This window comes from Polynucleobacter wuianus, assembly GCF_001659725.1.
GTDB classification, from domain to species: Bacteria; Pseudomonadota; Gammaproteobacteria; order Burkholderiales; family Burkholderiaceae; genus Polynucleobacter; species Polynucleobacter wuianus.
Genome location: NZ_CP015922.1, coordinates 871,234 through 894,177 on the forward strand (window position 1 = coordinate 871,234; position 22,944 = coordinate 894,177).

General features: G+C 45.6%; 23 protein-coding genes. 17 read left to right on the forward strand and 6 right to left on the reverse strand.

The genetic code is table 11. The features are described 5' to 3' along the window. Positions 1–33 precede the first annotated feature (33 nt). The 8 genes from odhB (at position 34) to bamC (ending at position 8,559) form a co-directional block, all read left to right on the forward strand. The gene (odhB, locus tag A8O14_RS04605) at positions 34–1,245 is read left to right on the forward strand and encodes a 2-oxoglutarate dehydrogenase complex dihydrolipoyllysine-residue succinyltransferase (RefSeq protein WP_068948452.1); all 1,212 of its coding nucleotides are present in this window, start codon (positions 34–36) and stop codon (positions 1,243–1,245) included. Positions 1,246–1,257: 12 nt separating this feature from the next. After that, entirely contained in the window at positions 1,258–2,694 is a 1,437-nt protein-coding gene (gene lpdA, locus A8O14_RS04610) for a dihydrolipoyl dehydrogenase (RefSeq protein WP_068948453.1), read from the forward strand. Then, positions 2,695–3,798 carry a cell division protein ZapE gene (zapE, locus tag A8O14_RS04615; protein ID WP_068948454.1) on the forward strand — a complete coding sequence of 368 codons (1,104 nt, stop codon included), beginning with the start codon at positions 2,695–2,697 and terminating at the stop codon, positions 3,796–3,798. 9 nt (positions 3,799–3,807) lie between these two features. Beyond that, positions 3,808–4,656, forward strand: coding sequence for a 3',5'-nucleoside bisphosphate phosphatase (locus A8O14_RS04620; protein WP_068948455.1), 849 nt, complete (start codon positions 3,808–3,810; stop codon positions 4,654–4,656). Positions 4,657–4,687: 31 nt separating this feature from the next. Continuing rightward, positions 4,688–5,890 carry a tryptophan--tRNA ligase gene (locus A8O14_RS04625; RefSeq protein WP_068948456.1) on the forward strand — a complete coding sequence of 401 codons (1,203 nt, stop codon included), beginning with the start codon at positions 4,688–4,690 and terminating at the stop codon, positions 5,888–5,890. 13 nt (positions 5,891–5,903) lie between these two features. Next, positions 5,904–6,431: a class I SAM-dependent methyltransferase gene (locus A8O14_RS04630; RefSeq protein WP_228385109.1), complete on the forward strand. Its 528-nt coding sequence runs from the start codon at positions 5,904–5,906 to the stop codon at positions 6,429–6,431. Positions 6,432–6,541: 110 nt separating this feature from the next. Continuing rightward, positions 6,542–7,414 (forward strand): 4-hydroxy-tetrahydrodipicolinate synthase, encoded by an 873-nt coding sequence (gene dapA / locus A8O14_RS04635; RefSeq protein WP_068948457.1) that lies wholly within the window; start codon positions 6,542–6,544, stop codon positions 7,412–7,414. After that, positions 7,411–8,559: an outer membrane protein assembly factor BamC gene (gene bamC / locus A8O14_RS04640; RefSeq protein WP_068948458.1), complete on the forward strand. Its 1,149-nt coding sequence runs from the start codon at positions 7,411–7,413 to the stop codon at positions 8,557–8,559. Before dapA ends, bamC begins: the two co-directional genes overlap by 4 nt. 78 nt (positions 8,560–8,637) lie before the next feature. On the opposite strand, the gene A8O14_RS11860 is transcribed toward bamC, so the two are convergent. Both A8O14_RS11860 and A8O14_RS04645 read right to left on the reverse strand, forming a co-directional pair. Beyond that, positions 8,638–8,808 (reverse strand): hypothetical protein, encoded by a 171-nt coding sequence (locus tag A8O14_RS11860; RefSeq protein ID WP_191904673.1) that lies wholly within the window; start codon positions 8,806–8,808, stop codon positions 8,638–8,640. A 99-nt stretch (positions 8,809–8,907) separates the two neighbouring features. After that, complete coding sequence (locus tag A8O14_RS04645; RefSeq protein ID WP_068948459.1) at positions 8,908–10,152, reverse strand: cupin domain-containing protein; 1,245 nt, start codon at positions 10,150–10,152, stop codon at positions 8,908–8,910. A 52-nt stretch (positions 10,153–10,204) separates the two neighbouring features. On the opposite strand from A8O14_RS04645, the gene A8O14_RS04650 reads away from it, so the two are divergent. After that, positions 10,205–10,828 (forward strand): FKBP-type peptidyl-prolyl cis-trans isomerase, encoded by a 624-nt coding sequence (locus A8O14_RS04650; protein WP_068949714.1) that lies wholly within the window; start codon positions 10,205–10,207, stop codon positions 10,826–10,828. 8 nt (positions 10,829–10,836) lie between these two features. Here the strand turns inward: A8O14_RS04650 and A8O14_RS04655 are convergent, their stop codons facing one another. From A8O14_RS04655 to A8O14_RS04665, 3 genes are read right to left on the reverse strand one after another with little or no spacing between them, the layout of a single operon-like run. After that, entirely contained in the window at positions 10,837–11,454 is a 618-nt protein-coding gene (locus tag A8O14_RS04655) for a DUF3106 domain-containing protein (RefSeq protein WP_068948460.1), read from the reverse strand. Positions 11,455–11,467: 13 nt separating this feature from the next. Beyond that, the gene (locus A8O14_RS04660) at positions 11,468–11,929 is read right to left on the reverse strand and encodes a DUF3619 family protein (protein ID WP_068948461.1); all 462 of its coding nucleotides are present in this window, start codon (positions 11,927–11,929) and stop codon (positions 11,468–11,470) included. Beyond that, positions 11,926–12,495 carry an RNA polymerase sigma factor gene (locus A8O14_RS04665; RefSeq protein ID WP_068948462.1) on the reverse strand — a complete coding sequence of 190 codons (570 nt, stop codon included), beginning with the start codon at positions 12,493–12,495 and terminating at the stop codon, positions 11,926–11,928. The genes A8O14_RS04660 and A8O14_RS04665 overlap by 4 nt, the downstream gene beginning before the upstream one ends. Before the next feature lie 192 nt (positions 12,496–12,687). On the opposite strand from A8O14_RS04665, the gene A8O14_RS04670 reads away from it, so the two are divergent. The 6 genes from A8O14_RS04670 to A8O14_RS04695 all read left to right on the forward strand — a co-directional run bounded on the left by A8O14_RS04670 (position 12,688) and on the right by A8O14_RS04695 (position 19,418). Beyond that, on the forward strand, positions 12,688–14,472 hold the full coding sequence (locus A8O14_RS04670) for an acetolactate synthase 3 catalytic subunit (RefSeq protein ID WP_068948463.1): 1,785 nt from the start codon (positions 12,688–12,690) through the stop codon (positions 14,470–14,472). Then, positions 14,472–14,963, forward strand: a complete 492-nt coding sequence (gene ilvN / locus A8O14_RS04675; RefSeq protein WP_011902903.1) for an acetolactate synthase small subunit — start codon at positions 14,472–14,474, stop codon at positions 14,961–14,963. Before A8O14_RS04670 ends, ilvN begins: the two co-directional genes overlap by 1 nt. 55 nt (positions 14,964–15,018) lie before the next feature. After that, complete coding sequence (gene ilvC, locus A8O14_RS04680) at positions 15,019–16,035, forward strand: ketol-acid reductoisomerase (protein ID WP_068948464.1); 1,017 nt, start codon at positions 15,019–15,021, stop codon at positions 16,033–16,035. A 53-nt stretch (positions 16,036–16,088) separates the two neighbouring features. After that, positions 16,089–16,736, forward strand: coding sequence for a phosphatidylserine decarboxylase (locus A8O14_RS04685; RefSeq protein ID WP_068948465.1), 648 nt, complete (start codon positions 16,089–16,091; stop codon positions 16,734–16,736). 25 nt (positions 16,737–16,761) lie between these two features. Beyond that, positions 16,762–17,625: a CDP-diacylglycerol--serine O-phosphatidyltransferase gene (gene pssA / locus A8O14_RS04690; RefSeq protein ID WP_068948466.1), complete on the forward strand. Its 864-nt coding sequence runs from the start codon at positions 16,762–16,764 to the stop codon at positions 17,623–17,625. A gap of 245 nt (positions 17,626–17,870) precedes the next feature. Continuing rightward, the gene (locus tag A8O14_RS04695) at positions 17,871–19,418 is read left to right on the forward strand and encodes a 2-isopropylmalate synthase (protein WP_068948467.1); all 1,548 of its coding nucleotides are present in this window, start codon (positions 17,871–17,873) and stop codon (positions 19,416–19,418) included. An 18-nt stretch (positions 19,419–19,436) separates the two neighbouring features. Here A8O14_RS04695 and A8O14_RS04700 read toward each other — a convergent pair whose 3' ends face one another. After that, a complete protein-coding gene (locus A8O14_RS04700) occupies positions 19,437–20,033 on the reverse strand; it encodes a lipid-binding SYLF domain-containing protein (protein WP_068948468.1) in 597 nt (198 codons plus the stop codon). A 215-nt stretch (positions 20,034–20,248) separates the two neighbouring features. Between A8O14_RS04700 and rpsO the strand changes: the two genes are divergently transcribed. Continuing rightward, on the forward strand, positions 20,249–20,518 hold the full coding sequence (rpsO, locus tag A8O14_RS04705; protein WP_068948469.1) for a 30S ribosomal protein S15: 270 nt from the start codon (positions 20,249–20,251) through the stop codon (positions 20,516–20,518). A gap of 263 nt (positions 20,519–20,781) precedes the next feature. Then, on the forward strand, positions 20,782–22,941 hold the full coding sequence (gene pnp / locus A8O14_RS04710) for a polyribonucleotide nucleotidyltransferase (protein ID WP_068948470.1): 2,160 nt from the start codon (positions 20,782–20,784) through the stop codon (positions 22,939–22,941). The last annotated feature ends 3 nt before the right edge of the window (positions 22,942–22,944 follow it).

A 22,944-nucleotide genomic window follows, 5' to 3' on the forward strand; every position in this document is an offset into this window, starting at 1 on the left:
ACTCAATATACATACAAATAAACAGGATTAATCATGGCTATTTTCGAAGTTAAAGTTCCCCAACTCTCTGAATCAGTTGCTGAAGCAACTTTATTGCAATGGAAAAAGAAAGTCGGCGATGCTGTCGGTCAGGATGAGATCTTGATCGAAATCGAAACCGATAAAGTGGTTCTCGAAGTACCAGCGCCTTCAGCTGGCGTATTAACAGAGATCATCGTTGCTGACGGTGGTACTGTTGTTGCTGAACAGTTGATTGCAAAAATTGATAGCACTGCGGTAGCTTCTGCAGCTCCTGCTGCTGCCGCTCCAGCCCCTGCTGCGGCACCAGCCGCCGCTCCTGCTAAAGCTGCGGCTCCTGCAGCCAAAGCTTCTGGCGCAGCCGCATCGCCATCAGCAAGCAAGATCCTAGCTGAGAAGGGTATTGATGCTGGTCAAGTTGCCGGTTCTGGTCGTGATGGTCGTATCACTAAAGGTGATGCATTGAATGCTTCTACTGGCGGCGCTAAATCTGCTGCATTGCCAAGCGCACCAATTCCAACTGGCGATCGTCCAGAAGAGCGCGTTCCAATGAGCCGCTTGCGTGCTCGTATTGCAGAGCGTTTGCTTGAGTCACAAGCTAACAATGCCATCTTGACTACGTTCAATGAAGTTAACATGGGTCCAGTGATCGCATTGCGTAATAAGTACAAGGATCAGTTTGAGAAGACTCATGGCGTCAAGTTAGGCTTTATGTCTTTCTTTGTGAAAGCGGCTACCCATGCTTTAAAGAAATTCCCACTCCTGAACGCTTCTGTTGATGGCAATGACATCGTTTACCACGGTTACTTTGATATCGGTATCGCTGTAAGCTCCCCTCGTGGCCTGGTAGTTCCAATTCTGCGTGACGTTGATCAAATGAACTTGGCTGATATCGAGAAGAAGATTGCTGAGTTTGGTGTCAAGGCTCGTGAAGGTAAGTTGTCGATTGAAGAGTTGACTGGCGGTACGTTCTCCATCTCCAATGGTGGTGTATTTGGTTCCATGCTCTCCACACCAATCATCAACCCACCACAATCTGCCATTTTGGGTATCCATGCTACCAAGGACCGCGCTGTAGTTGAGAACGGTCAGGTAGTTGTTCGCCCAATTAACTACTTAGCTTTGTCTTATGACCATCGCATCATTGACGGTCGCGAGGCGGTACTTGGTTTGGTTGCTATGAAGGATGCTTTGGAAGATCCTTCACGTCTTCTCCTTGATTTGTAAGAAGGGAAGATCATGAGCCAAGCTTTTGATGTACTCGTAATCGGCGGTGGCCCTGGTGGCTACATCGCCGCAATTCGTGCGGCGCAACTCGGTTTTAAAGTTGCCTGTGCTGAATCAAATGCCTATGATGATCCTAAAGGTGAGCCTCGCTTAGGTGGTACTTGCTTAAACGTAGGTTGCATTCCATCTAAAGCCTTATTGGCCTCTTCAGAAGAATTCGAGAAGATTGGTCACCATGCCGCTGATCATGGCATCAAAGTTAGTTCTGTCAGTATTGATTCCAAGAAGATGGTTTCCCGCAAGGATGACATTGTTACCAAGATGACTGGCGGTATTCAGTATTTGTTCCGCAAGAACAAAATCACTTTGTTAAAAGGCCATGCCTCATTTGAAGGTAAGGGCGCTGATGGCTATCAAGTGAAAATTGATGGCAAAGATAAAGAAACTGTTTCTGCAAAGAACGTCATTATTGCCACTGGCTCTAAAGCCCGTCACTTGCCTGGTTTGTCAGTAGACAATGTATTGATCTGCGATAACGAAGGTGCCTTGAAGTTTGATTCAGTACCTAAGAAATTGGGCGTGATCGGTGCTGGTGTTATCGGTTTAGAGCTCGGTTCTGTTTGGCGTCGCCTAGGTTCGGAAGTCACTGTGCTCGAAGCATTGCCTTCATTCTTGGCGGCTTGCGATGTGAGTATTGCTAAAGAAGCCCAAAAACTGTTCGTCAAGCAAGGTCTGAACATCAATATGGGTGTGAAGATCGGTGATGTGAAAGCGGATAAGAAAGGTGTTGTTGTTAACTACACTGATAGCGCTGGCAAAGCTGCCAAATTGGAATGCGATCGCTTGATCGTATCTGTTGGCCGTGTTCCAAATACCGATAAATTAGGTTTAGACAAGATTGGCCTTAAAGTAGATGAGCGTGGCTTTATTCCAATTGATGACCATACTTGCGCCACTTCAGCGCCTGGTGTTTACGCCGTAGGTGACGTTGTGCGCGGACCAATGTTGGCACATAAAGCAGAAGACGAAGGTGTTCTAGCTGCTGAAGTCATTGCTGGTCAAAAACCACATATCGATTACAACTGTATTCCTTGGGTGATCTATACCGATCCTGAAATTGCATGGGTTGGTAAAACAGAGCAAGCACTCAAAGAAGCGGGCGTTGCTTACAAAGCAGGTCAATTCCCTTTTGCAGCCAATGGTCGCGCATTGGGTATGGGACGTGCAGATGGTTTTATCAAAGTGTTGGCTGATGCAAAAACTGATGAGATTCTCGGTGTCCACATCATTGGGCCAAATGCTTCTGACTTAATTGCTGAAGCTGCCGTAGCTATGGAATTCAAAGCAGCAGCAGAAGATATTGCACGTATTTGTCATCCGCATCCAAGTTTGTCTGAAGTGATGCGTGAAGCAGCGTTAGCGACAGATCAACGCGCACTCAATATGTAATTGAAAACCATTGAGTATTACCATCAAGAGTTAGAGGTGCGCGGGTATCAAAGTGATCCCGCGCAGCTTCGTGCTGTAGAGCGTTTACAGCAGTGCGAGGACGAATGGATTGCTTATAAAGAAATCCGCAGTAATACTCTCAAGAAAAAAATCTTTAAACCCAATCTTCCGCGCGGCCTATATTTATGGGGTGGTGTAGGGCGTGGTAAATCATTCTTGATGGACTGCTTTTATGCAGCCTCACCGCTAGAGAAAAAAATCCGTATTCACTTTCATGAGTTTATGCGAGAAGTGCATCGCGAATTACATGAGTTGTCCGGTTTGGCAGATCCGTTAGATGAATTGGCAAAACGTATTTCTAATCGCTATCGCTTGATTTGCTTTGATGAGTTTCACATTAATGACATCGCTGATGCGATGATTCTATATAGGCTATTAAGCGCGCTTTTTGCAGACCGTGTGCAATTTGTGATGACATCGAACTATCGCCCTGACCAGCTTTATCCCAATGGTCTCCATCGTGATCGCTTACTACCAGCAATCAAGTTGCTTGAAGAAAAATTAGATGTTCTGAACGTTGATGCTGGTAATGATTATCGGCGCGTTCAAATGGCCCAGGTTGAGGCCTACCTAACTCCTGTGAATGCAGAAACGCAGGTGACACTGGGGCAAATGTTCCAAACCCTCATTGGCAATCAAAAAGAAACCCGTAATCCCGTTTTGCATATTGAGTCGCGTGAATTAAGACCATTGCATATGGCCGATGGCGTAGTTTGGTTTGATTTTCAAACTTTGTGCTGCGGACCGCGTTCGCAAAATGATTATCTAGAAATCGCCAATCAGTTTCATACGGTAATTTTGTCTGGTGTGCCATATATGCCCCCTAGGATGACCAATGAAGCACGTCGCTTCATTTGGTTAATTGATGTCTTATACGACCACAAAATCAAGCTGATTATGTCGGCTGAGGTCCCGGCACCAGATTTGTATACAGAGGGTCAAATTACCGCTGAATTCTCAAGAACCGTGTCCCGTTTGATCGAGATGCAGTCTCGCGACTATCTTGATGCACCTCGTCGGGTAATTGACACCAGCTTGACCTAAAATAGGGTCATGAGCAGCTTTTCCACCCTAAATGCCGACCTACATTGCCACTCTGTGGTCTCTGACGGCACTTTGACGCCTGAAGCATTGGCAGAACGCGCCAAGGCAAATGGTGTGAACTTGTGGGCACTGACTGATCATGATGAGTTAGGTGGGCAACAGCGTGCTAAAGCTGCAGCAAGTGCACTGAACATTGATTACTTATCTGGCGTAGAAATTTCTGTAACTTGGATGGGTCAAACGATTCACATCGTGGGTCTTGGGATTAATGCAGATCACAGTGGAATTATTGAAGGCTTGCGACGCACCCGTGAAGGTCGCGCTAGTCGTGCCAAGTTCATGGCGGAGCAATTGCTCAAGGTCGGAATTCCAGGCGCTTATGAAGGCGCCTTACATTACGCCGGCAATCATGATTTGATTTCGAGAACACACTTTGCCAGGTACTTGGTAGAGCAGGGTATTTGCAAGGATACGGAGCATGTCTTCAAGAATTATTTAGTCGAAGATAAACCTGGCTACGTACCACATATGTGGGCTAAGCTAGATGATGCTGTGTCATGGATCAAGGCTGCAGGGGGTGTTGCGGTGATTGCGCACCCAGGTCGCTATAACTTTAATGCGATGCAGATGGATGAGCTGTATAAGCACTTTAAAGATATTGGCGGCCTTGGGATTGAAGTTATTACCGGCAGTCATAGCCCTGATCAATACAAAACTTACGGTCAGATCGCCCAGCAATATGGATTCCTAGCTTCGCGGGGATCGGATTTTCATGATCCAGATGAAAGTCATATTGACTTGGGTGCCTTACCCCATTTGCCAGATCATTTAACGCCAGTTTGGTCTGTGTTTCATTAATTTAACTTCATAATAAAGATAAAGAAAAACGATGTTTGCTGAACGTGTTCTATCCGGTATGCGGCCTACGGGCAATTTACATCTTGGTCATTACCACGGTGTATTAAAGAATTGGGTGCGCCTGCAATCTGAATATCCTTGCTTTTTCTTTGTTGCTGACTGGCATGCTTTAACTACGCACTATGAAACACCGGATGTCATTGAGCAATCCGTTTGGGACATGGTGATTGATTGGTTGGCTGCTGGTGTAGATCCCAATCAAGCTACATTATTTATTCAGAGCAAGGTGCCTGAGCATGCGGAACTTTTCCTTTTGCTATCGATGGGAACACCGCTGGGCTGGTTAGAACGTGTTCCTACTTATAAGGATCAGATCGAGAAGCTCAAAGAAAAGGACCTACAAACCTATGGTTTCTTGGGCTACCCATTACTGCAGGCTGCCGATATTTTGATTTACCGTGCACAGCATGTGCCAGTTGGTGAAGACCAGGTGCCTCACGTGGAAATGACGCGTGAAGTAGCGCGTCGTTTCAACTATCTTTATGGCCGTGAGCCTGAATTTGAAGAAAAAGCACTGGAAGCGGTTAAGAAATTAGGCAGCAAGCGCGCCAAGATGTATTTGGAACTTCGTGTAGCATTTCAAGAGCGCGGCAATGAAGAGGCGCTTGAACAAGCAAAAGCGTTATTGCAAGAAGCGCAAAGCTTATCTATGGCAGATCGCGAGAGACTCTTTGGCTTCTTAGAGGGCGCTCGCAAAATAATCTTGCCAGAGCCCCAGGCATTACTGACTTCAGCATCCCGCATGCCAGGAATTGATGGCCAAAAGATGTCTAAGTCCTATGGCAATACGATTAGCGTGCGTGAGCAGCCAGATGAAGTGATTAAAAAGATTCGCACGATGCCAACCGATCCTGCGCGCGTTCGTAGAACCGATGCTGGTGATCCAGCGCGTTGCCCAGTATGGCAATTACATACCGTCTATTCCAATGAGGAAACGAAGCAGTGGGTAGACAAAGGTTGTAAGTCTGCTGGTATTGGTTGTCTTGAATGTAAGCAGCCTGTAATCGATGCGATTCTGGCTGAGCAACAGCCGATGTTTGAGCGGGCACAAAAATATTTAGATGATCCCAGTCTGCTTCGTTCCATCATTGCTGATGGCTGCGATAAAGCTCGTAAAATTGCACAAGAAACCATGCGTGAGGTTCGTGAAGCGATGGGCCTAGCTTACGACTAAGATTTCTTCTAAAGTGAATTTTCATGATGCTCAAGCAGACGCTTCACCCTGGGTGAAGCGCTTTGCTTCCCAAATTCCTAAAGAGGGTTTGGTTTTAGATCTCGCATGTGGTGGAGGGCGTCACGCAAAATATCTTGCTATGTTGGGTTATCCCATTCTCGCTGTTGATCAAGATGTGACGATTGTTGAGCAATTGAAGAACCCTTTAATTACTAGCAAGGCTTGTAATTTAGAGCTAGAGGAATGGCCATTAGCAGGGCTTGAATGCGAGGGTATTGTGGTTACCAATTACCTCTATCGACCCCATTTGGATCTTCTACCCAAAATGCTGTCCAAAGGAGGGGTTTTGATCTATGAAACCTTCGCCCACGGCAATGCCCAATTTGGGAAACCAGCCAATCCAAATTTCCTCTTAAATTCTGGGGAATTGTTGGCTTTAGCGGCTCGCCACGACTTGAAAGTCCTTGCCTACGAGGATATTTACACAGATGAACCCAAACCAGCTATGGTTCAGCGCCTATGTGCCTTAAAAGCAGGGTGAAATAGGCGCATTCCGTTACAATTTCAGGGTTAAGACAGCTATAAATCGGTACATATTCGGTGACAAATACAGCTCATTCCAAAGGTAGTAAAAAGACCATTTCGGGTAGCATGCCCGCTATCGTTACTCCCATGTTTGACGATGGCAGTTTGGATTTCGCCAGCCTGAAATCTTTACTTGATTGGCACGTTTCCGAGGGGACGGATGGAATTGTGATTGTGGGTACTAGCGGTGAGTCACCAACCGTTTCTGTACAAGAGCATTGTGAATTAATCCGCGTTACCGTTGAGCACATCGCGGGAAGAATTCCTGTGATTGCTGGAACTGGTGGGAATTCCACTGCGGAAGCAATTGAACTAACTGAGTTTGCTAAAAAGGTTGGAGCAGACGCAAGCCTTCAGGTAGTTCCCTACTACAACAAGCCTACGCAAGAAGGTATGTATGCACACTTCAAAAAGATTGCTGAGTCTGTCGAACTGCCCGTGATTTTGTATAACGTCCCTGGGCGTACTGTTGCTGATTTGGCAGGCGATACCGTGGTTCGCTTAGCGGCCGTCCCAGGCATTATTGGTATCAAGGATGCAACTGGTAGCTTAGAGCGCGGTACTTTGCTAATCAATGATCTTAAGCGCGCAGGTCATAGTGATTTCTCAGTATTTTCAGGTGATGACTTAACGGCTGCGATGTTGATGCTCATGGGCGGTAAAGGCAATATCTCCGTTACCGCCAACGTTGCACCACGCCTCATGCATGAGTTATGTGTCGCTGCAAGGTCTGATGATGTGAAGCGTACACGTGAAATTCAATATCAATTGATTGCAGTTCATAAAGCCATGTTTACCGAGGCTAATCCAATTCCAGTCAAATGGGCGCTTCATGAAATGGGCAAGATTACCGCTGGCATTCGTCTGCCTCTAACCCCTTTAAGTGCCTCACTAAGAGAGCCTTTGAAGATAGCATTAAAACAGGCCAACTTACTATGATGAATTTTCTTTTGCTATCCCGCCGATTTCTATCGGTATTGGCGCTCTTTGCAACTGCTCTAGTATTGAGCTCTTGCAAGTCTGTCACTAGCAGTGATACGGTTGATTACAAGAGTTCTGGTGCAGTTCGTGGCCCCAATTTGTCATATCCACCAGACTTAATTACTGCCCAAGCCGATCGTCGCTACATCGTTCAAGATGGTACTGCAACTATGTCGGAGTACAACGCAGCGGTAAAGAAATCGGTACAGATGCGAAGCAACGTCATGACCGGTATTCCGGGTATGCGTATTGCCAAAGATGGTGAACGTAGATGGTTGGTGGTAGAAAAGCCAGCCCCTGAACTGTATCCACAGGTTAAAGATTTTTGGCAGGAAAATGGATTCTTGTTAGTTGTTGATTCTCCATCAACCGGCATTATGGAAACTGATTGGGCTGAAAATCGTGCCAAGATTGCGCAGGATTGGATTCGCTCAACTATTGGTGGTGCATTAGATTCAATTTATGACACTGGTGAGCGTGATAAATACAAAACGCGTTTAGAGGCAACTAAACCTGGAGAGACTGAGATATATATCACTCAAAAAGGCGCGATTGAAAAGTGTGTAACTGACAGCACAACAACAGCTTGTAACTCAACAATATGGACATCAAGACCTAATGATCCAGAGTTAGAGGCTGCTTTTTTAGCCCGTTTGATGGAACGTCTTGGTATGACCCAAGAACAGGCTAAAGCAATGGTTGCTGCGCCAATTGGACCTAAGACACCAAAGGCGAAGTTTGTCCAAGAGGGTAATAACAAAGGCTACATTGAGCTGAGCTCTGGCTTTGATCGCTCATGGCGTGACGTTGGATTGGCTTTGGACCGCTCTAACTTTACGGTTGAAGATCGCAATCGTTCTGATGGTGTCTACTTTGTACGCTATGTTAATGCCAAGGATGTAGGCGACTCCAAAGGATTCTTTACCAATCTCTTTAGCAGCAAGGATGACTCCAAGTTGCAGGCTAAAAAATATCAAGTCATTGTGAAGAGTACAGGCGAGAATTCTGCGAATGTTTATGTGCAAGATGCAGATGGCAAACCTGAAAATACACCTGCTGGCTTCCAGTTACTCACAATCTTGACAGATCAGCTAACCAAATAAAGAAGTCAAAAGAGTGTAGTATTTTTGCAGACAATAAAAAAGCCGCTTTTCAGCGGCTTTTTTTCTTCAAGAAGAAGATTACTTCTTAGCATCAGCAGCAGGAGCGGCTGGAGCTGCAGCAGCAGGAGCTTCAGCAGCAGGTGCAGCAGGAGCAGCAGCAGGAGCTTCAGCAGGTTTTGCTTCTTCTTTTTTACCACAAGCGGCCAAAGCGATAGCTAACATTGCAGCGAATACGAGTGACTTCTTCATTTGTAATTTCCTCTTAAAAAAATTAAACACCAATTATCGATAATTGTTGTGGGATATACCGAGGGAAAATCCTTAGGTAGTTTCCTGTAATTATTATAGCTACCTAGATCTTGAATCCTCAAAATCTAGCCAGCCAGCCAGGTAGGCTTCGTACAGGCTTGTTTTGTCGATACTTTTTAGTCTCTGGGTTTTGAGGCGCTTATTTGCAGAAAGCTCTGCCCAGGCTGAATTCACCGCTACGGACTGATTTTTGCTCATATTGTCCCCGTTACAAAAAACCTCATTTCCAAGGCTCAAAATGCGGGTTTGGGGCTTTGGAACAAGAGCCGCGATGGCTAGTTTTTTGAGAAATTTACTTGGACTTAATGGGTTTTTAGGAGCATTAAAAAATGCTTGTTGCTTTGGTTCGGAAAGGTATGCGGTAATTCCAGGGAGTAGGGTGTCAATGCGATTGAGCTGAAGTCGTTCTAGCTGTCTTTTCAGTTGTGTGATCAGTTCTGCTGGTAGTTGTTCGGCACATGCGGTAGCAACTTGTTTAGGATCGGCAAACTTTTTTTCTAAATCAGGAATTTCTTCTAGGGATTCGGCAAGACGCCACAAGCCTTCTTGAAGTAATTCTTTATAACTTGGTGAGCGGAACCCAACAGACCATGTTTGACATCCAGAATCTAGAGCAATTCCATCATGCGCAATATGGGGTGGAAGGTAAAGCATATCTCCGGGCTCAAGTACCCATTCCTGCTCGCATTGAAATTTCTGCAAAATCTTTAGCGGGAGTTTTGGGTTGAGGCTTAAATCTTTTTGTTCCGAAATGCGCCACTGTCTTCTACCCGACATTTGAATCAGGAAAACGTCGTAGGAATCAAAGTGTGGTCCAACGCCACCACCAATTCCAGCAACGCTGATCATTAGATCATCTAAGCGTGCATCGGGAATAAAACGAAACCAAGACAGTATTTTTGCGGCTGCTGGGTGATGCGCTTCCATGCCTTGTAGTAATAAAGCCCAATCAGGCTTGTCTGCATTGGGGATGAATTTTTTCTGAAAGGGTCCATGATCAAAGCGCCATGGTTTGGATTGGATAAGGCGTGATTCCACTTCTTCTTGATCTGCAAATTGGACCAATTCTTCTAAGGAGATTGGGCTTCCCAGGGCTTCGTTTTGCTTTATTGAGAGTCCAAATGCTGGAATCGCTCCTCGAACCAGTAGTGGCTTTTTATGCCAATACCGCTTCATAAACTGATCTGGGCTAATTCCACCAAAGAGTGGCCAAGGCACGTTTAAAGGCAGGTTTTGGGGTGCTTGGGGCGGTTGATAGGGCTTGCTCAAGTAAAATGAAGTCATAAAGTAAAGGCTAGTGTTAACTCATTAAAAACGAATGTACGACAAATTACGCATGAAGATTGAAAAAAATACCATCGTATCCCTTCGATATAAGCTAACTGATGCACAAAACAATGTCATCGAGGAACCTGATTCTCCGATGGTATACCTGCACGGTGGCTACGAGGGCACTTTCCCCAAAATTGAGTCTTTATTAGATGGTCAAGATATCGGTTACGAGGCAACGATTCAGTTAGAGCCAAATGAGGCTTTCGGTGAGTACGACCCTGAGTTGCTAAAGATTGAGCCACGCACACGTTTTCCTGAGCCACTAGAAGTGGGTATGCAATTTGAAGGCGTACCCGACTCTGATGCTGAGGAAAGTTCTGATGGCGTTTCTGCCTCCGCAGATGATTCTGAGGATGTGGACGATGAGCCTTTGATCTATACCGTTACTGATGTGGCTGACAATCAGGTTGTGTTAGATGGTAATCATCCATTAGCTGGAATGGCATTGCGTTTTTGGGTACAGGTTGAAGATGTGCGCGTAGCTACTGAAGATGAAATTGAAAATCGCCACCCAGAAGGTGGTGAGAACTTCACCTTTGGTATGCCCAATGATGATGCTGATGATGAGGAAGATTTTCTCGAGAAGGCTTTAGGATTGCAGGGTCAAGTACCACGAACCCTGCATTAATCTACAACTTACTGCGACTCTGTGCTGGTAGGAACATTAGTAGGCACGGCTTCAGGCACCACTGCTCTAGGTCTTGGGGCGGGGGGTGGTGGAGTGGTTTCCTGTTTAATGTTGTGCTGCTGTAGGGTTGGAGCATTAATTGCATTGGGTTTTTTCTTAGCTTCCATCTCAGCTAATTTTTTCTTTTGTTCATCACTCAGTTTTTGATAAGCACTCCAAGCTTCTGCTTTTTTCTCTGCCGGAAATTTGAGGCTCGCTAAATAATTTTCACGCGCAATACGACGATCTTTTTGTGACAGGTTAGACCAGCTAATCATTCTGGATTGCAAACGATCTTGGTCTTGCGTACTCATTTTTGGATAAAGATTAGCAACGTAAATCCATTTCTTGCGACTATCTGGAAGCATGTAATCCCAATCGCTTTCCAGTGGCGCTAGAATTTTTTGCTGGGCTAGATTTAAACCATCCCATGTACCGTCTGGAGTTTTAGTGGGGATGGCTGCGGTTTTGCCGTGAGCACTACCGTTAGCTATCTGAGCATGACTAAACGACGCACCTAAAAAGAAGGTGCTTGCTACCAGCACCAGAAAGGTGTTGATGATGGGTGTCTTTACTGCTTGAAGCATTGGCTATAACTACTTACTTGCCGGTAGACAAATCAGAGGCGCTATCTTCGGAGTCAGAGAGTGGTCCGTTTTTAAGGAATGCCATAAAGCCACTGTCAGCGTAAGCATCTGGCGGAACATCATCTGTAAGAAGTGCTGCATCGACTTCAGCGATATCAGTAATACGGGAATCGTTTTGCCATTGAGCAATACCAATGAGTCCAAATACAAGAACAACTAAAGGTGCTGCCCAGCCAACTGTGTCCCATAAACCATTTGAGCCTGAGGAAAAGCTTCCCATGACGCCTGCAAAAACAGGTTTTTCAATGTGTACTTTTTCCGCCTTGCGAACGGACAAGGCCTTCATGCGAGCGGCATGTAGGCGGTCTTTGATGCCAGCTGGCAGGCTTTGGGCGCTCTGGGTCAACAGGGCGGCACTGGCTCGACCAAATTGGTCGGCTTGGGTCTGGCTTAGGGCTTCATCAAGGTGTTTCACAAGGTAATTCCTTTTAATTTCAATGCTTTAGCTAAGGTTTGTGTTGCTCTAGAACAATGCGTTTTAACACTGCCCTCGCTACAACTCATCGCTTTGGCAGTCTCAGTAATACTTAGCTCATCCCAATAACGCATCAGGAAGGCTTCTCGTTGACGTACAGGTAATTTAGCTATCTCTGACTCCAAAGCCTGTAAAAGCTGACTTTGCTCAAGCTTTTGCGACCCATCTTGGTGAATTTGACTGTCATCTGGGGCTGAAAGTGACTCTAAGGGGTCAAAATCATCGTTTTCATCTGTTTTCCGGCCCATGCTAGAAAACAGGGTGACCCAAGCATTTCTGACTTTTTGGCGCCTAAACCAGTCGTGAATGCGGTTCTGAAGAATTCTGGTGAAAACCAGGGGTAGTTCTGCAACAGGCCTATCACCGTATTTTTCTGCAAGCTTGATCATGGCATCTTGAACAATATCTAGCGCAGCATCGTCATCACGCACGGCATACACGGCCTGCTTGAAGGCGCGCTGCTCGATGCTACTCAGAAAGTCAGATAGTTCTTGGGCTGATGCCATGCAGTCGATTACACCTGAATCGGTAAGAATTGAGCCATTTTAGGGGATTGCTATAGAATATAGGGCTTACTACCTAGATTCTCATTCAAGAAGTGGTTTTTCCGGTAGCAGCGCCGTTCGAACTCAGGCCATAAGCAGGAGATAGAACAGACCAAACAATTTTTTGCCGAAAATTGCAAAGGACGAAAGAAAATGAATACAAGCAGCGCCGAATTTTTAGCTACTAAAGCTAACAAAGACTCAAATACAAATCCCGTAGTAGCGCCTCCAGAAATGATTGGTGCTGAAATGCTTGTGCATGCACTGCACAAAGAGGGTGTTGAATACGTCTGGGGATACCCAGGAGGTTCAGTTCTCTTTATCTACGACGAAATTTTTAAACAAGATAAGTTTGAGCACATTTTGGTTCGCCATGAACAAGCGGCTGTTCATGCTGCTGATGGTTATGCTCGCGCAACCGGTAAGGTTGGTGTTGCATTAGTGACGTCGGGCCCAGGTGTGACCAATGCAGTTACAGGTATTGCTACTGCTTATACCGATTCGATCCCAATGGTGATCATCAGCGGTAACGTGCCAACCTACGCAATTGGTGAAGATGCTTTCCAAGAGGCCGATACGGTTGGTATTACACGTCCAATTGTTAAACACAACTTCCTTGTGAAGGATGTGAAAGATTTGCCTTTGGTACTGAAGAAGGCATTTCATATTGCGCAGACTGGGCGCCCAGGTCCTGTGTTGATTGATATTCCAAAAGATGTATCTGCCGCTAAAGGTCCTTTTGTCTATCCGGAAACTTTAGAGATGCGCTCTTATAATCCAGTGGTAAAGGGTCATAGTGGCCAGATTCGTAAGGCAATTGCTTTATTACAAGAAGCAGAGCGCCCCTATATCTATACCGGTGGCGGCATCATTCTTGCCGATGCGGCACCTGAGCTTAAAGAGTTTGCAGACCTGTTGGGTTACCCCGTTACCAATACCTTAATGGGTCTTGGTGGCTTCCCAGGTACCAGCCCACAGTTTTTGGGCATGCTCGGTATGCATGGAACTTACGAAGCCAATATGGCGATGCAACACAGCGATGTGTTGATTGCCATTGGCGCACGTTTTGATGACCGAGTGATCGGCAATACGCAACACTTTGCAAGTCATCCACGCAAGATCATCCACATTGATATCGATCCTTCCGTTATTTCTAAGCGCGTGAAGGTAGATGTTCCAATCGTTGGCAATCTTAAGGAAGTATTGGTTGAGATGACTGCGCAATTGAAGGCTGCTGGTCCACGCAAGAACGGTGACAAGGTTGCTGCTTGGTGGGATCAGATTAACGAATGGCGCAAAAAAGATTGCTTGAAATACGACGAGGCATCTCAAATTGTGAAGCCACAGTATGTGGTTCAAAAATTGTGGGAGCTTACGGGAGGTGATGCATTCATCACTTCTGATGTTGGCCAGCATCAAATGTGGGCTGCACAGTTTTATAAGTTTGATCAGCCACGTCGCTGGATTAACTCTGGTGGTCTTGGCACCATGGGTGTGGGCTTGCCATACGCAATGGGTATCAAGAAGGCCTTCCCTGATAAAGACGTATTTGCGATTACCGGTGAAGGTTCAATCCAGATGTGCATTCAGGAGCTATCTACTTGTAAGCAATACAACACACCAGTAAAGATCGTGTCATTGAACAACCGTTATTTAGGTATGGTTCGTCAATGGCAGGAACTCACTTATAACAAGCGTTATTCAAGCTCATACATGGATTCTTTGCCTGACTTTGTGAAGTTGGCAGAAGCCTTTGGCCACGTGGGTATGCGCATTGAGAAAAAATCGGATGTTGAGGGCGCACTCAAGGAAGCAATTCGCTTAAAAGATCGCACTGTGTTTATGGATTTCCAAACTGATCCAGAAGAAAACGTTTGGCCTATGGTTCAAGCGGGCAAGGGAATCACTGAAATGCTTTTGGGTAGTGAGGATCTGTAATGCGACACATTATTTCTGTATTAATTGAGAACGAACCAGGTGCTTTGTCGCGTGTAGTGGGTTTATTCTCAGCTCGCGGTTACAACATTGATACTTTAAGCGTGGCGCCAACCGAAGATCCATCTTTATCTCGCATGACCATCGTTACCTTTGGTTCTGATGATGTCATCGAGCAAATCACCAAGCACTTAAACCGTCTGGTTGAAGTGGTGAAAGTATTTGATTTGAGCGAAGGTCCTCATATTGAGCGTGAGCTCATGATGATTAAAGTACGCGCAGTTGGTAAGGAGCGTGAAGAGCTCAAACGTACTACTGATATCTTCCGTGGTCGCATCATTGATGTGACTGATAAGAGTTACACCATCGAATTGACTGGTGATGGCGCTAAGTTAGACGCATTTATTGATTCGATCGATCGCGCATCCATTCTGGAAACAGTTCGCTCTGGCGGATCCGGAATTGGTCGCGGCGAGCGCATCTTGAAAGTTTAATTTTCTAACTGATTTATTAATCTAATAACAATATTTTTCAAAACAAGGAAAGAGCATGAAAGTTTTTTACGATAAAGATGCAGATTTGTCCCTCATTAAGGGCAAGAAAGTCACCATTATTGGTTACGGTTCACAAGGTCATGCTCACGCATTGAATCTTAAAGATTCAGGCTGTAACGTGACTGTTGGTTTGCGTAAGAACGGCGCTTCCTGGAGCAAAGCTGCAAATGCAGGTTTGACTGTAAAAGAAGTTGGCGAAGCAGTTAAAGATGCTGATGTAGTGATGATGTTGTTGCCAGACGAGCAAATTGCTGACGTTTACAACAAAGAAGTGCACGGCAATATTAAGCAGGGTGCAGCTCTTGCATTTGCTCATGGCTTTAATGTTCACTACGGTCAAGTTCAGCCACGTGCTGACTTGGATGTGATCATGATCGCTCCTAAGGCACCTGGTCACACTGTACGTGGCACATACTCACAAGGTGGCGGCGTTCCTCATTTGATCGCTGTATACCAAGATAAATCTGGCTCAGCACGTGATGTTGCGTTGTCATATGCAACTGCAAACGGTGGCGGTCGTGCTGGCATTATCGAAACCAATTTCCGTGAAGAAACTGAAACTGACTTGTTCGGTGAACAGGCTGTTCTGTGCGGTGGTGCTGTTGAGTTGATTAAAGCTGGTTTTGAAACTTTGGTTGAAGCGGGTTACGCTCCTGAGATGGCTTACTTTGAATGCTTGCATGAGCTCAAGTTGATCGTTGACTTGATCTACGAAGGTGGTATTGCGAACATGAACTATTCCATCTCTAACAATGCAGAGTATGGTGAGTACGTAACAGGTCCACGTGTTGTAACTGAAGATACTAAAAATGCAATGCGTCAGTGTCTCAAAGACATTCAGACTGGTGAATATGCTAAGAGCTTCATCCTTGAGAACAAGGCTGGTGCTCCAACATTGATTTCACGTCGTCGTTTGAATGCAGAGCATGACATCGAAGTTGTTGGTGCAAAACTCCGCGCGATGATGCCTTGGATTGCGAAGAACAAATTAGTTGATCAAACGAAAAACTAAGCTAAGAATTCAGCATCCATAAATAGAAGTACTTAAAAAGGCTCAGAACAAAGATGATGTATCCACACCCCATTATTGCGAAAGAAGGTTGGCCCTATTTAGCGCTAGTGGGGGTAGTGACTTTGTTGGTTCACCACTTTGGTGGGATTGCATGGTCATGGCCTTTGTGGATCATTTTTGTCTTTGTTCTGCAGTTCTTTCGTGATCCACAGCGTATTCCTGCCTTAGGTCGTGATCTCGTTTTATCCCCTGCTGATGGACGTATTGTGGTTGTTGAAACTACAAATGATCCGTATGCTGGACGTGAAGCGCTTAAAATTAGCGTTTTCATGAATGTTTTTAATGTGCATTCCAATCGTAGTGCGGTCAATGGCTTAGTTAGGGAGATTCAATATTTCCCAGGGAAGTTCGTGAATGCCGATTTGGATAAAGCATCTACTGAAAATGAACGCAACGCTGTAGTCATTGATGCTAACGGTCAAACTGTGACCTTAGTTCAAGTGGCCGGCCTGATTGCACGTCGCATTCTTTGTTATATCCATGTGGGTGATCGCCTAAAAGCAGGTGAGCGCTACGGATTTATTCGCTTTGGTTCTCGTGTGGATGTGTATTTACCCCTAAGCGCAGAGCCATTGGTTTCTGTTGGTGATAAAGTATTTGCAACCAATACTGCTTTGGCCCGTGTGCCAGGCTTAGATTGATTCAAATCTTTTCTCGGGAAATGCTTTGACTACTTTTCGCCGTCGTGGCCGCATTGATCGCAGTCGTTTAACTCATAGACGCACTGAGCCTACTCAAGCAGAGTGGGCCGATGCTTTGGGTGATGGCGTTGATTATGAAGTAGAGGAATTGCATCCGCCAAAACCGCGTCTGCGCAGTAAAGGTATTTACCTGTTGCCTAATGCTTTTACTACGGCAGCATTGTTCAGTGGCTTCTTTGCCATTGTGAATGCAATGAATCATCAATTCGAAATAGCAGCAATTGCTATTTTTGCCTCATTAGTCTTAGATGGCATGGATGGTCGTGTTGCGCGGATGACCAATACGCAAAGCGCGTTTGGCGAGCAATATGATTCTCTAGCTGATATGGTGTCCTTCGGCGTTGCTCCTGCCTTAGTTGCCTATGAATGGGCGCTAAAAGATTTAGGTAAGTGGGGCTGGTTAGCAGCCTTTACTTATTGTGCGGGCGCTGCTTTGCGTTTAGCGCGTTTTAACGTAAATACTGGTGTAGTAGATAAGAAATTCTTTCAGGGTTTGCCAAGTCCAGCGGCCGGCTCTTTAATTGCAGGTTTTATCTGGTTAGCTGACGACAATAAGATTCCAGTACGTGACACAGCAATTCCTTGGATTACCTTTTTAATTGCCGTTTACGCTGGCCTCACAATGGTCTCGAACGCCCGTTTTTACAGCGGTAAAGCCTTAGATGTTCGTTACCGCGTGCCTTTTGGTGTCATGGTTCTATTGATTTTGACCTTCGTCCTAATCTCCTCCAATCCGCCGTTAACACTGTTTGGCTTGTTTGTGGTGTATTCTATCTCGGGTTATGTCATTTGGGCCTGGGAACATCTCAGCGGCAAACGTTTTAGCTAATTCCGTATTTTTGGGGTATATTAATCCCATGTTGATGAATTTCTCACCTTTATCTGGCCTCCTTCTACTGGCACTAAGCACCAAGCTTGGGGCGGGTAAGGCCTGAGTTGATGAGATAAACAAAATCCATTAACCACCAATACCAGCCCCAGCAATTTGCTGGGGTTTTTGTTTTTAGGATGGCAATACAGAATTATTAAATAGCGGTTAACGAATCAATAAGTAATTCAAACTGGAGAGTAGTGATGAGTGACAAAGTAATCATTTTTGACACCACCTTGCGTGATGGCGAGCAATCCCCTGGCGCATCGATGACCAAGGATGAAAAGGTTCGCATTGCTCGTCAACTCGAGCGGCTCAAAGTGGATGTAATTGAAGCTGGTTTCGCTGCCAGTTCTGAAGGTGACTTTCAGGCCATCTCAGCTGTGGCAGCTGCTGTCAAAGATTCGATTGTCTGTTCATTAGCGAGAGCAAATGATAAGGACATCACTCGAGCCGCCGATGCGTTGAAGGCCGCAACCGCTAAACGGATTCATGCTTTCTTGGCGACTAGCCCATTGCACATGGCAGTGAAATTGCGCATGTCTCCAGAGGAAGTCTTGGAGCAGGCGAAACGCTCAATCCGCTTTGCCAGAAACTTAGCGGCTGATATTGAGTTCTCTGCAGAAGATGGTTATCGCTCAGAAATGGATTTTTTGTGCAGAGTGGTAGAGGCCGTTATTAATGAAGGCGCATCTACCATCAATATTCCCGACACTGTAGGTTATGCAACCCCAGAGTTGTATGGTGAGTTTATTAAGACTTTGCGTACCCGCGTACCAAACTCTGATAAGGCTGTTTGGTCTGTCCATTGCCATAATGATTTAGGTATGGCTGTTGCGAACTCCCTGGCTGGCGTAAAAATTGGTGGCGCTCGCCAAATCGAGTGCACCATCAATGGCTTAGGTGAGCGTGCCGGTAATACGGCCTTGGAAGAGATTGTGATGTCCTTGCGTACTCGCAAGGATTACTTCGATATGGTTTGCGGTATCGATGCAAGTCAAATTGTTCCAGCCTCTAAGTTGGTTTCCCAGATCACTGGCTTTGTGGTGCAGCCTAATAAAGCAGTTGTCGGTGCAAATGCGTTTGCTCATGCATCAGGTATTCACCAAGATGGGATTTTAAAAAACCGGGAAACCTATGAAATCATGCGCGCAGAAGATGTAGGTTGGTCTACTAACAAAATTGTGTTGGGTAAATTGTCTGGCCGAAACGCATTTAAGCAGCGTTTGCAGGAGTTGGGCATTACTGTTGAAGCAGAGGCTGATGTTAATGAGGCGTTTGCAAGGTTCAAAGCATTGGCAGATCAAAAAGCCGAAATCTTTGATGAAGACATCATCGCCATCATGTCGGACTCAGCAGCGGCAGAGGAGGGTGAGTACTACCACTTCATTTCCCTGAGCCAGCATTCTGAAACAGGTGAGCGTCCTAAATCACGTGTGACATTCCGTATGGGTGATAAAGAAGTAAGCTCAGAGGCTGAAGGTAACGGCCCTGTAGATGCCAGCTTGAACGCGATTGAAGAGATTGCCAGAAGTGGTGCAGAGCAGTTACTTTATTCGGTCAATGCAATTACTTCTGGCACACAGTCTCAGGGCGAGGTAACGGTGCGCTTATCTAAGGGTGGTCGCATTGTGAATGGCGTTGGAACTGACCCCGACATCATTGCTGCCTCAGCAAAGGCCTATTTATCTGCCTTAAATAAGCTCCATGATCCAAGCCAAGCGAAACTTAATGCACAAATGACTCCTTAAGAGAGCTGCTCGAGAGTGTTATTTATTTAGATCAGAGTCTTTGTAATACTTGGTTCCCTTGCCGGTGATTTCAGCGGCAAGGCCTGTGTCGGTTAACTGGTACATCAAAACTCCAGGTGCAACAACTGTAGCGTCTTGGTATGAGGCGCCATCTTTGTCGTATTTTGCTGCTGCAGTGACCTGTCCACCAAAAGTCCATCCTGAATTTACAAAGTCATTCAGTGCAGCTTCTGTTTGAAAGATAAAAATATTCTGAAAAGATTTAATACCAAGACCCAGTCCTGCCTGCACCTCAGCCATATCCATGTAGACCGGCCTCTTGGAGGATTTATTAATTACCACGCCAGTGCCCGTCCCGCCACCAGCAATCAAGATCTTCATTCCAAAATTACTGAAGGTTGCATACCCGATCGATTTTTCGATCAAGTCCTTCGCCTTAGGTTGAACTTGATACAGATGCTTCAAGATCTCACCATTCTTTTTGAGAATATCTTCTTTCTGCTGGGCAATGGTTTTGCTTGGGCCAAATGGGTTTGAAAATTGGGCTAAAACAGCGTTGTTCAAGCAAAAGCTGAGAGTAAAAAGGACTGCAAATAAGCGAAGAATTGAGTTCATATTTTGTAAGTTATTGATTAATATAGATATATTTTATTAATGTAGTTTATTTATTCCATAAGAATACCAAGATCTGAAGGGCAATTCCCTCTTTTAAGGGCCTATCTGCTACAATTCGAGGGCTTTGATTTGTAAAGCTTTTTTAGTTTTTTGTTAATAACGCACGACACGAATTGGGTGAAAGCTCATGTGTTCGCAAGTAAGGAGTATTAAAAATGGCAGTTGCTGATATCAAAACGGCGGAAATCGTCAAAGAAAACGCGCGTAGCGCAAACGATACGGGTAGTCCTGAAGTGCAAGTTTCTTTGCTCACAGCCCGCATCAATGAATTAACCCCCCATTTCAAGGCTAACGCCAAAGACCATCACAGCCGTCGCGGTTTGTTGAAGATGGTTTCACGTCGCCGTCGCCTCTTGGATTACCTCAAAGGCAAAGATCTGGATCGCTATCGCGCATTGATCGACAAATTAGGTCTCCGTAAGTAATTCTTATCGGTATTGCAATGCCATCTCACTTAGGGTTGTTTCTACGCAGAATCAGTCTTAAGAAGGTGGCATGTTTTTTGAGCGCTTTTAGATTATTTGTGTAGGGGATCGTGTCATTCCAATGAGCTTCTGAAGTCAGAGCCTCCCTGGAATGGCATCCCTTGTAATCCTAAATCGCTCCAGTGTTGTCGTGACACTGCTTTATCCCACGACAAGCGTAATGCTCATGTGAGTTTTACGTGAACAATTTGGAGAAGATCAGAATGACAATGTTTAAAAAAGCAGTAAAAAGTTTTCAATGGGGCAATCATCAAGTAACGATGGAAACTGGTGAGATCGCTCGCCAATCTGGTGGTGCCGTTATCGTTAACGTAGATGACACCGTAGTGATGGGTACAGTAGTTGCCTCTAAGTCTGCAAAGCCAGGCCAATCCTTTTTCCCATTAACGGTTGATTATTTAGAAAAAACATACGCAGCAGGCAAGATCCCTGGTGGTTTCTTCCGTCGCGAAGGACGCCCATCAGAAGGTGAGACATTAATCTCCCGTTTGATCGACCGTCCATTACGCCCTTTGTTCCCAGAAGGTTTCTTGAATGAAGTTCAGGTTGTAGTGCACGTGTTGTCTATCAATCCTGACGTTCCTGCAGATATTCCTGCTTTGATTGCTGCTTCTGCGGCTTTGGCAGTTTCGGGTATTCCATTTGCTGGTCCAGTTGGCGCTGCGCGCGTTGGTTACGCTAATGGTCAATATTTATTGAACCCAACTCGCACAGAACAAGCTACTAGCGAACTCGATTTGATCGTCGCTGGCACTCAAGCTGCTGTGTTGATGGTTGAGTCTGAAGCAAATCAATTGTCTGAAGATGTCATGCTTGGGGCGGTTGTATATGGTCATGACCAAATGCAAACTGCAATCAACGCTATTAATGATTTGGTGCGTGAAGCTGGCAAGCCAGAATGGGATTGGGCTGCTGCACCTAAAGATGAACCATTTATCGCTAAAGTGACCGCTTTGGCTGAAGCGCCATTGCGTGAGGCATATCAGATTCGTCAAAAAGGTGCACGTTCAGACAAGCTCAAAGAAATTTCAAAAGAAGTATTGGCCAAATTGTCTGAAGAAGGTGATGTTGATGCCGTTGCTGTGAGCGACATCATGTTCGAAATCGAAGCGAAGATTGTTCGCAGCCAGATTTTGAATGGCGAGCCACGTATTGATGGTCGTGATACACGTACTGTTCGTCCAATTGAAATTCGTAACGGCGTATTACCACGTACACACGGTTCAGCTTTGTTTACTCGTGGTGAAACACAGGCTCTCGTAGTTGCTACTTTGGGTACTGCACGTGACGAGCAAATTATTGACGCGCTCGAAGGTGAATACCGCGATCGTTTCATGTTCCACTACAACATGCCTCCGTTTGCTACTGGCGAAACAGGACGCGTAGGCAGCCCTAAGCGTCGTGAAATTGGTCACGGACGTTTGGCTAAGCGCGCATTGATTCCAGTGTTGCCTAACCCAGAAGATTTTGCATACAGCATTCGTGTTGTTTCAGAAATCACTGAATCCAATGGTTCTTCATCTATGGCGTCGGTTTGCGGTGGCTGCCTGGCCATGATGGATGCTGGTGTTCCTGTTAAAGCGCACGTTGCTGGTGTAGCAATGGGCTTGATTCTTGATGGCAACCGCTTTGCAGTATTGACAGATATCTTGGGTGACGAAGATCATCTAGGCGATATGGACTTCAAGGTGGCAGGTACTGCAAACGGTATTACTGCACTCCAGATGGACATCAAGGTACAAGGTATTACTAAAGAAATTATGCAAGTTGCTTTGGCACAAGCCAAAGAAGGTCGTTTGCACATCTTGAGCAAAATGCAAGAGGCAATGGGTTCAGTTCGTACAGAATTGTCTGCTCATGCCCCACGCATGGTTTCATTCAAGATTCATCCAGACAAGATTCGTGAAGTGATCGGTAAAGGCGGCGCAACAATTCAAGCCTTGACTAAAGAAACTGGTTGCAGCATCGATATTAAAGATGATGGAACAGTAACGATTGCTTCAACCTCTGCTGAAGGTATGGCTGAAGCTAAGGCACGTATCGAAGGCATTACCGCTGAGGCTGAAGTAGGCAAGATCTACGAAGGTCCAGTTGTCAAGCTGCTCGAATTCGGCGCTTTGGTAAACATTCTTCCTGGTAAAGATGGACTCTTGCACATCTCTGAGATTTCAAATGAGCGTGTAAAAGAAGTGAAAGATTATTTGGCAGAAGGCCAAGTGGTACGCGTGAAGTTGTTAGCTGCTGATGAACGTGGCCGTTTGCGTTTATCTCTCAAAGCTGCAATGGCTGACGAAGGTGGCACGATCGCTCCTTTGGCTGGCGCTAATGCTGAAGCCGCTCCTGCAACTGACGAAACAGCCTAAGCT

Excerpts from the sequence above, each read along its gene's own strand:
- dapA (WP_068948457.1), top strand. The coding sequence starts at position 6,542 with ATGCCCGCTATCGTTACTCCCATGTTTGACGATGGCAGTTTGGATTTC.
- A8O14_RS04620 (WP_068948455.1), top strand. The coding sequence starts at position 3,808 with ATGAGCAGCTTTTCCACCCTAAATGCCGACCTACATTGCCACTCTGTG.
- A8O14_RS04670 (WP_068948463.1), top strand. The coding sequence starts at position 12,688 with ATGAATACAAGCAGCGCCGAATTTTTAGCTACTAAAGCTAACAAAGAC.
- ilvN (WP_011902903.1), top strand. The coding sequence starts at position 14,472 with ATGCGACACATTATTTCTGTATTAATTGAGAACGAACCAGGTGCTTTG.
- odhB (WP_068948452.1), top strand. The coding sequence starts at position 34 with ATGGCTATTTTCGAAGTTAAAGTTCCCCAACTCTCTGAATCAGTTGCT.
- bamC (WP_068948458.1), top strand. The coding sequence starts at position 7,411 with ATGATGAATTTTCTTTTGCTATCCCGCCGATTTCTATCGGTATTGGCG.
- A8O14_RS04685 (WP_068948465.1), top strand. The coding sequence starts at position 16,089 with ATGATGTATCCACACCCCATTATTGCGAAAGAAGGTTGGCCCTATTTA.
- A8O14_RS04695 (WP_068948467.1), top strand. The coding sequence starts at position 17,871 with ATGAGTGACAAAGTAATCATTTTTGACACCACCTTGCGTGATGGCGAG.
- pnp (WP_068948470.1), top strand. The coding sequence starts at position 20,782 with ATGACAATGTTTAAAAAAGCAGTAAAAAGTTTTCAATGGGGCAATCAT.
- A8O14_RS04625 (WP_068948456.1), top strand. The coding sequence starts at position 4,688 with ATGTTTGCTGAACGTGTTCTATCCGGTATGCGGCCTACGGGCAATTTA.
- A8O14_RS04650 (WP_068949714.1), top strand. The coding sequence starts at position 10,205 with ATGAAGATTGAAAAAAATACCATCGTATCCCTTCGATATAAGCTAACT.
- A8O14_RS04665 (WP_068948462.1), bottom strand. The coding sequence starts at position 12,495 with ATGGCATCAGCCCAAGAACTATCTGACTTTCTGAGTAGCATCGAGCAG.
- A8O14_RS04655 (WP_068948460.1), bottom strand. The coding sequence starts at position 11,454 with ATGCTTCAAGCAGTAAAGACACCCATCATCAACACCTTTCTGGTGCTG.
- A8O14_RS04700 (WP_068948468.1), bottom strand. The coding sequence starts at position 20,033 with ATGAACTCAATTCTTCGCTTATTTGCAGTCCTTTTTACTCTCAGCTTT.
- A8O14_RS04645 (WP_068948459.1), bottom strand. The coding sequence starts at position 10,152 with ATGACTTCATTTTACTTGAGCAAGCCCTATCAACCGCCCCAAGCACCC.
- A8O14_RS11860 (WP_191904673.1), bottom strand. The coding sequence starts at position 8,808 with ATGAAGAAGTCACTCGTATTCGCTGCAATGTTAGCTATCGCTTTGGCC.
- ilvC (WP_068948464.1), top strand. The coding sequence starts at position 15,019 with ATGAAAGTTTTTTACGATAAAGATGCAGATTTGTCCCTCATTAAGGGC.
- rpsO (WP_068948469.1), top strand. The coding sequence starts at position 20,249 with ATGGCAGTTGCTGATATCAAAACGGCGGAAATCGTCAAAGAAAACGCG.
- lpdA (WP_068948453.1), top strand. The coding sequence starts at position 1,258 with ATGAGCCAAGCTTTTGATGTACTCGTAATCGGCGGTGGCCCTGGTGGC.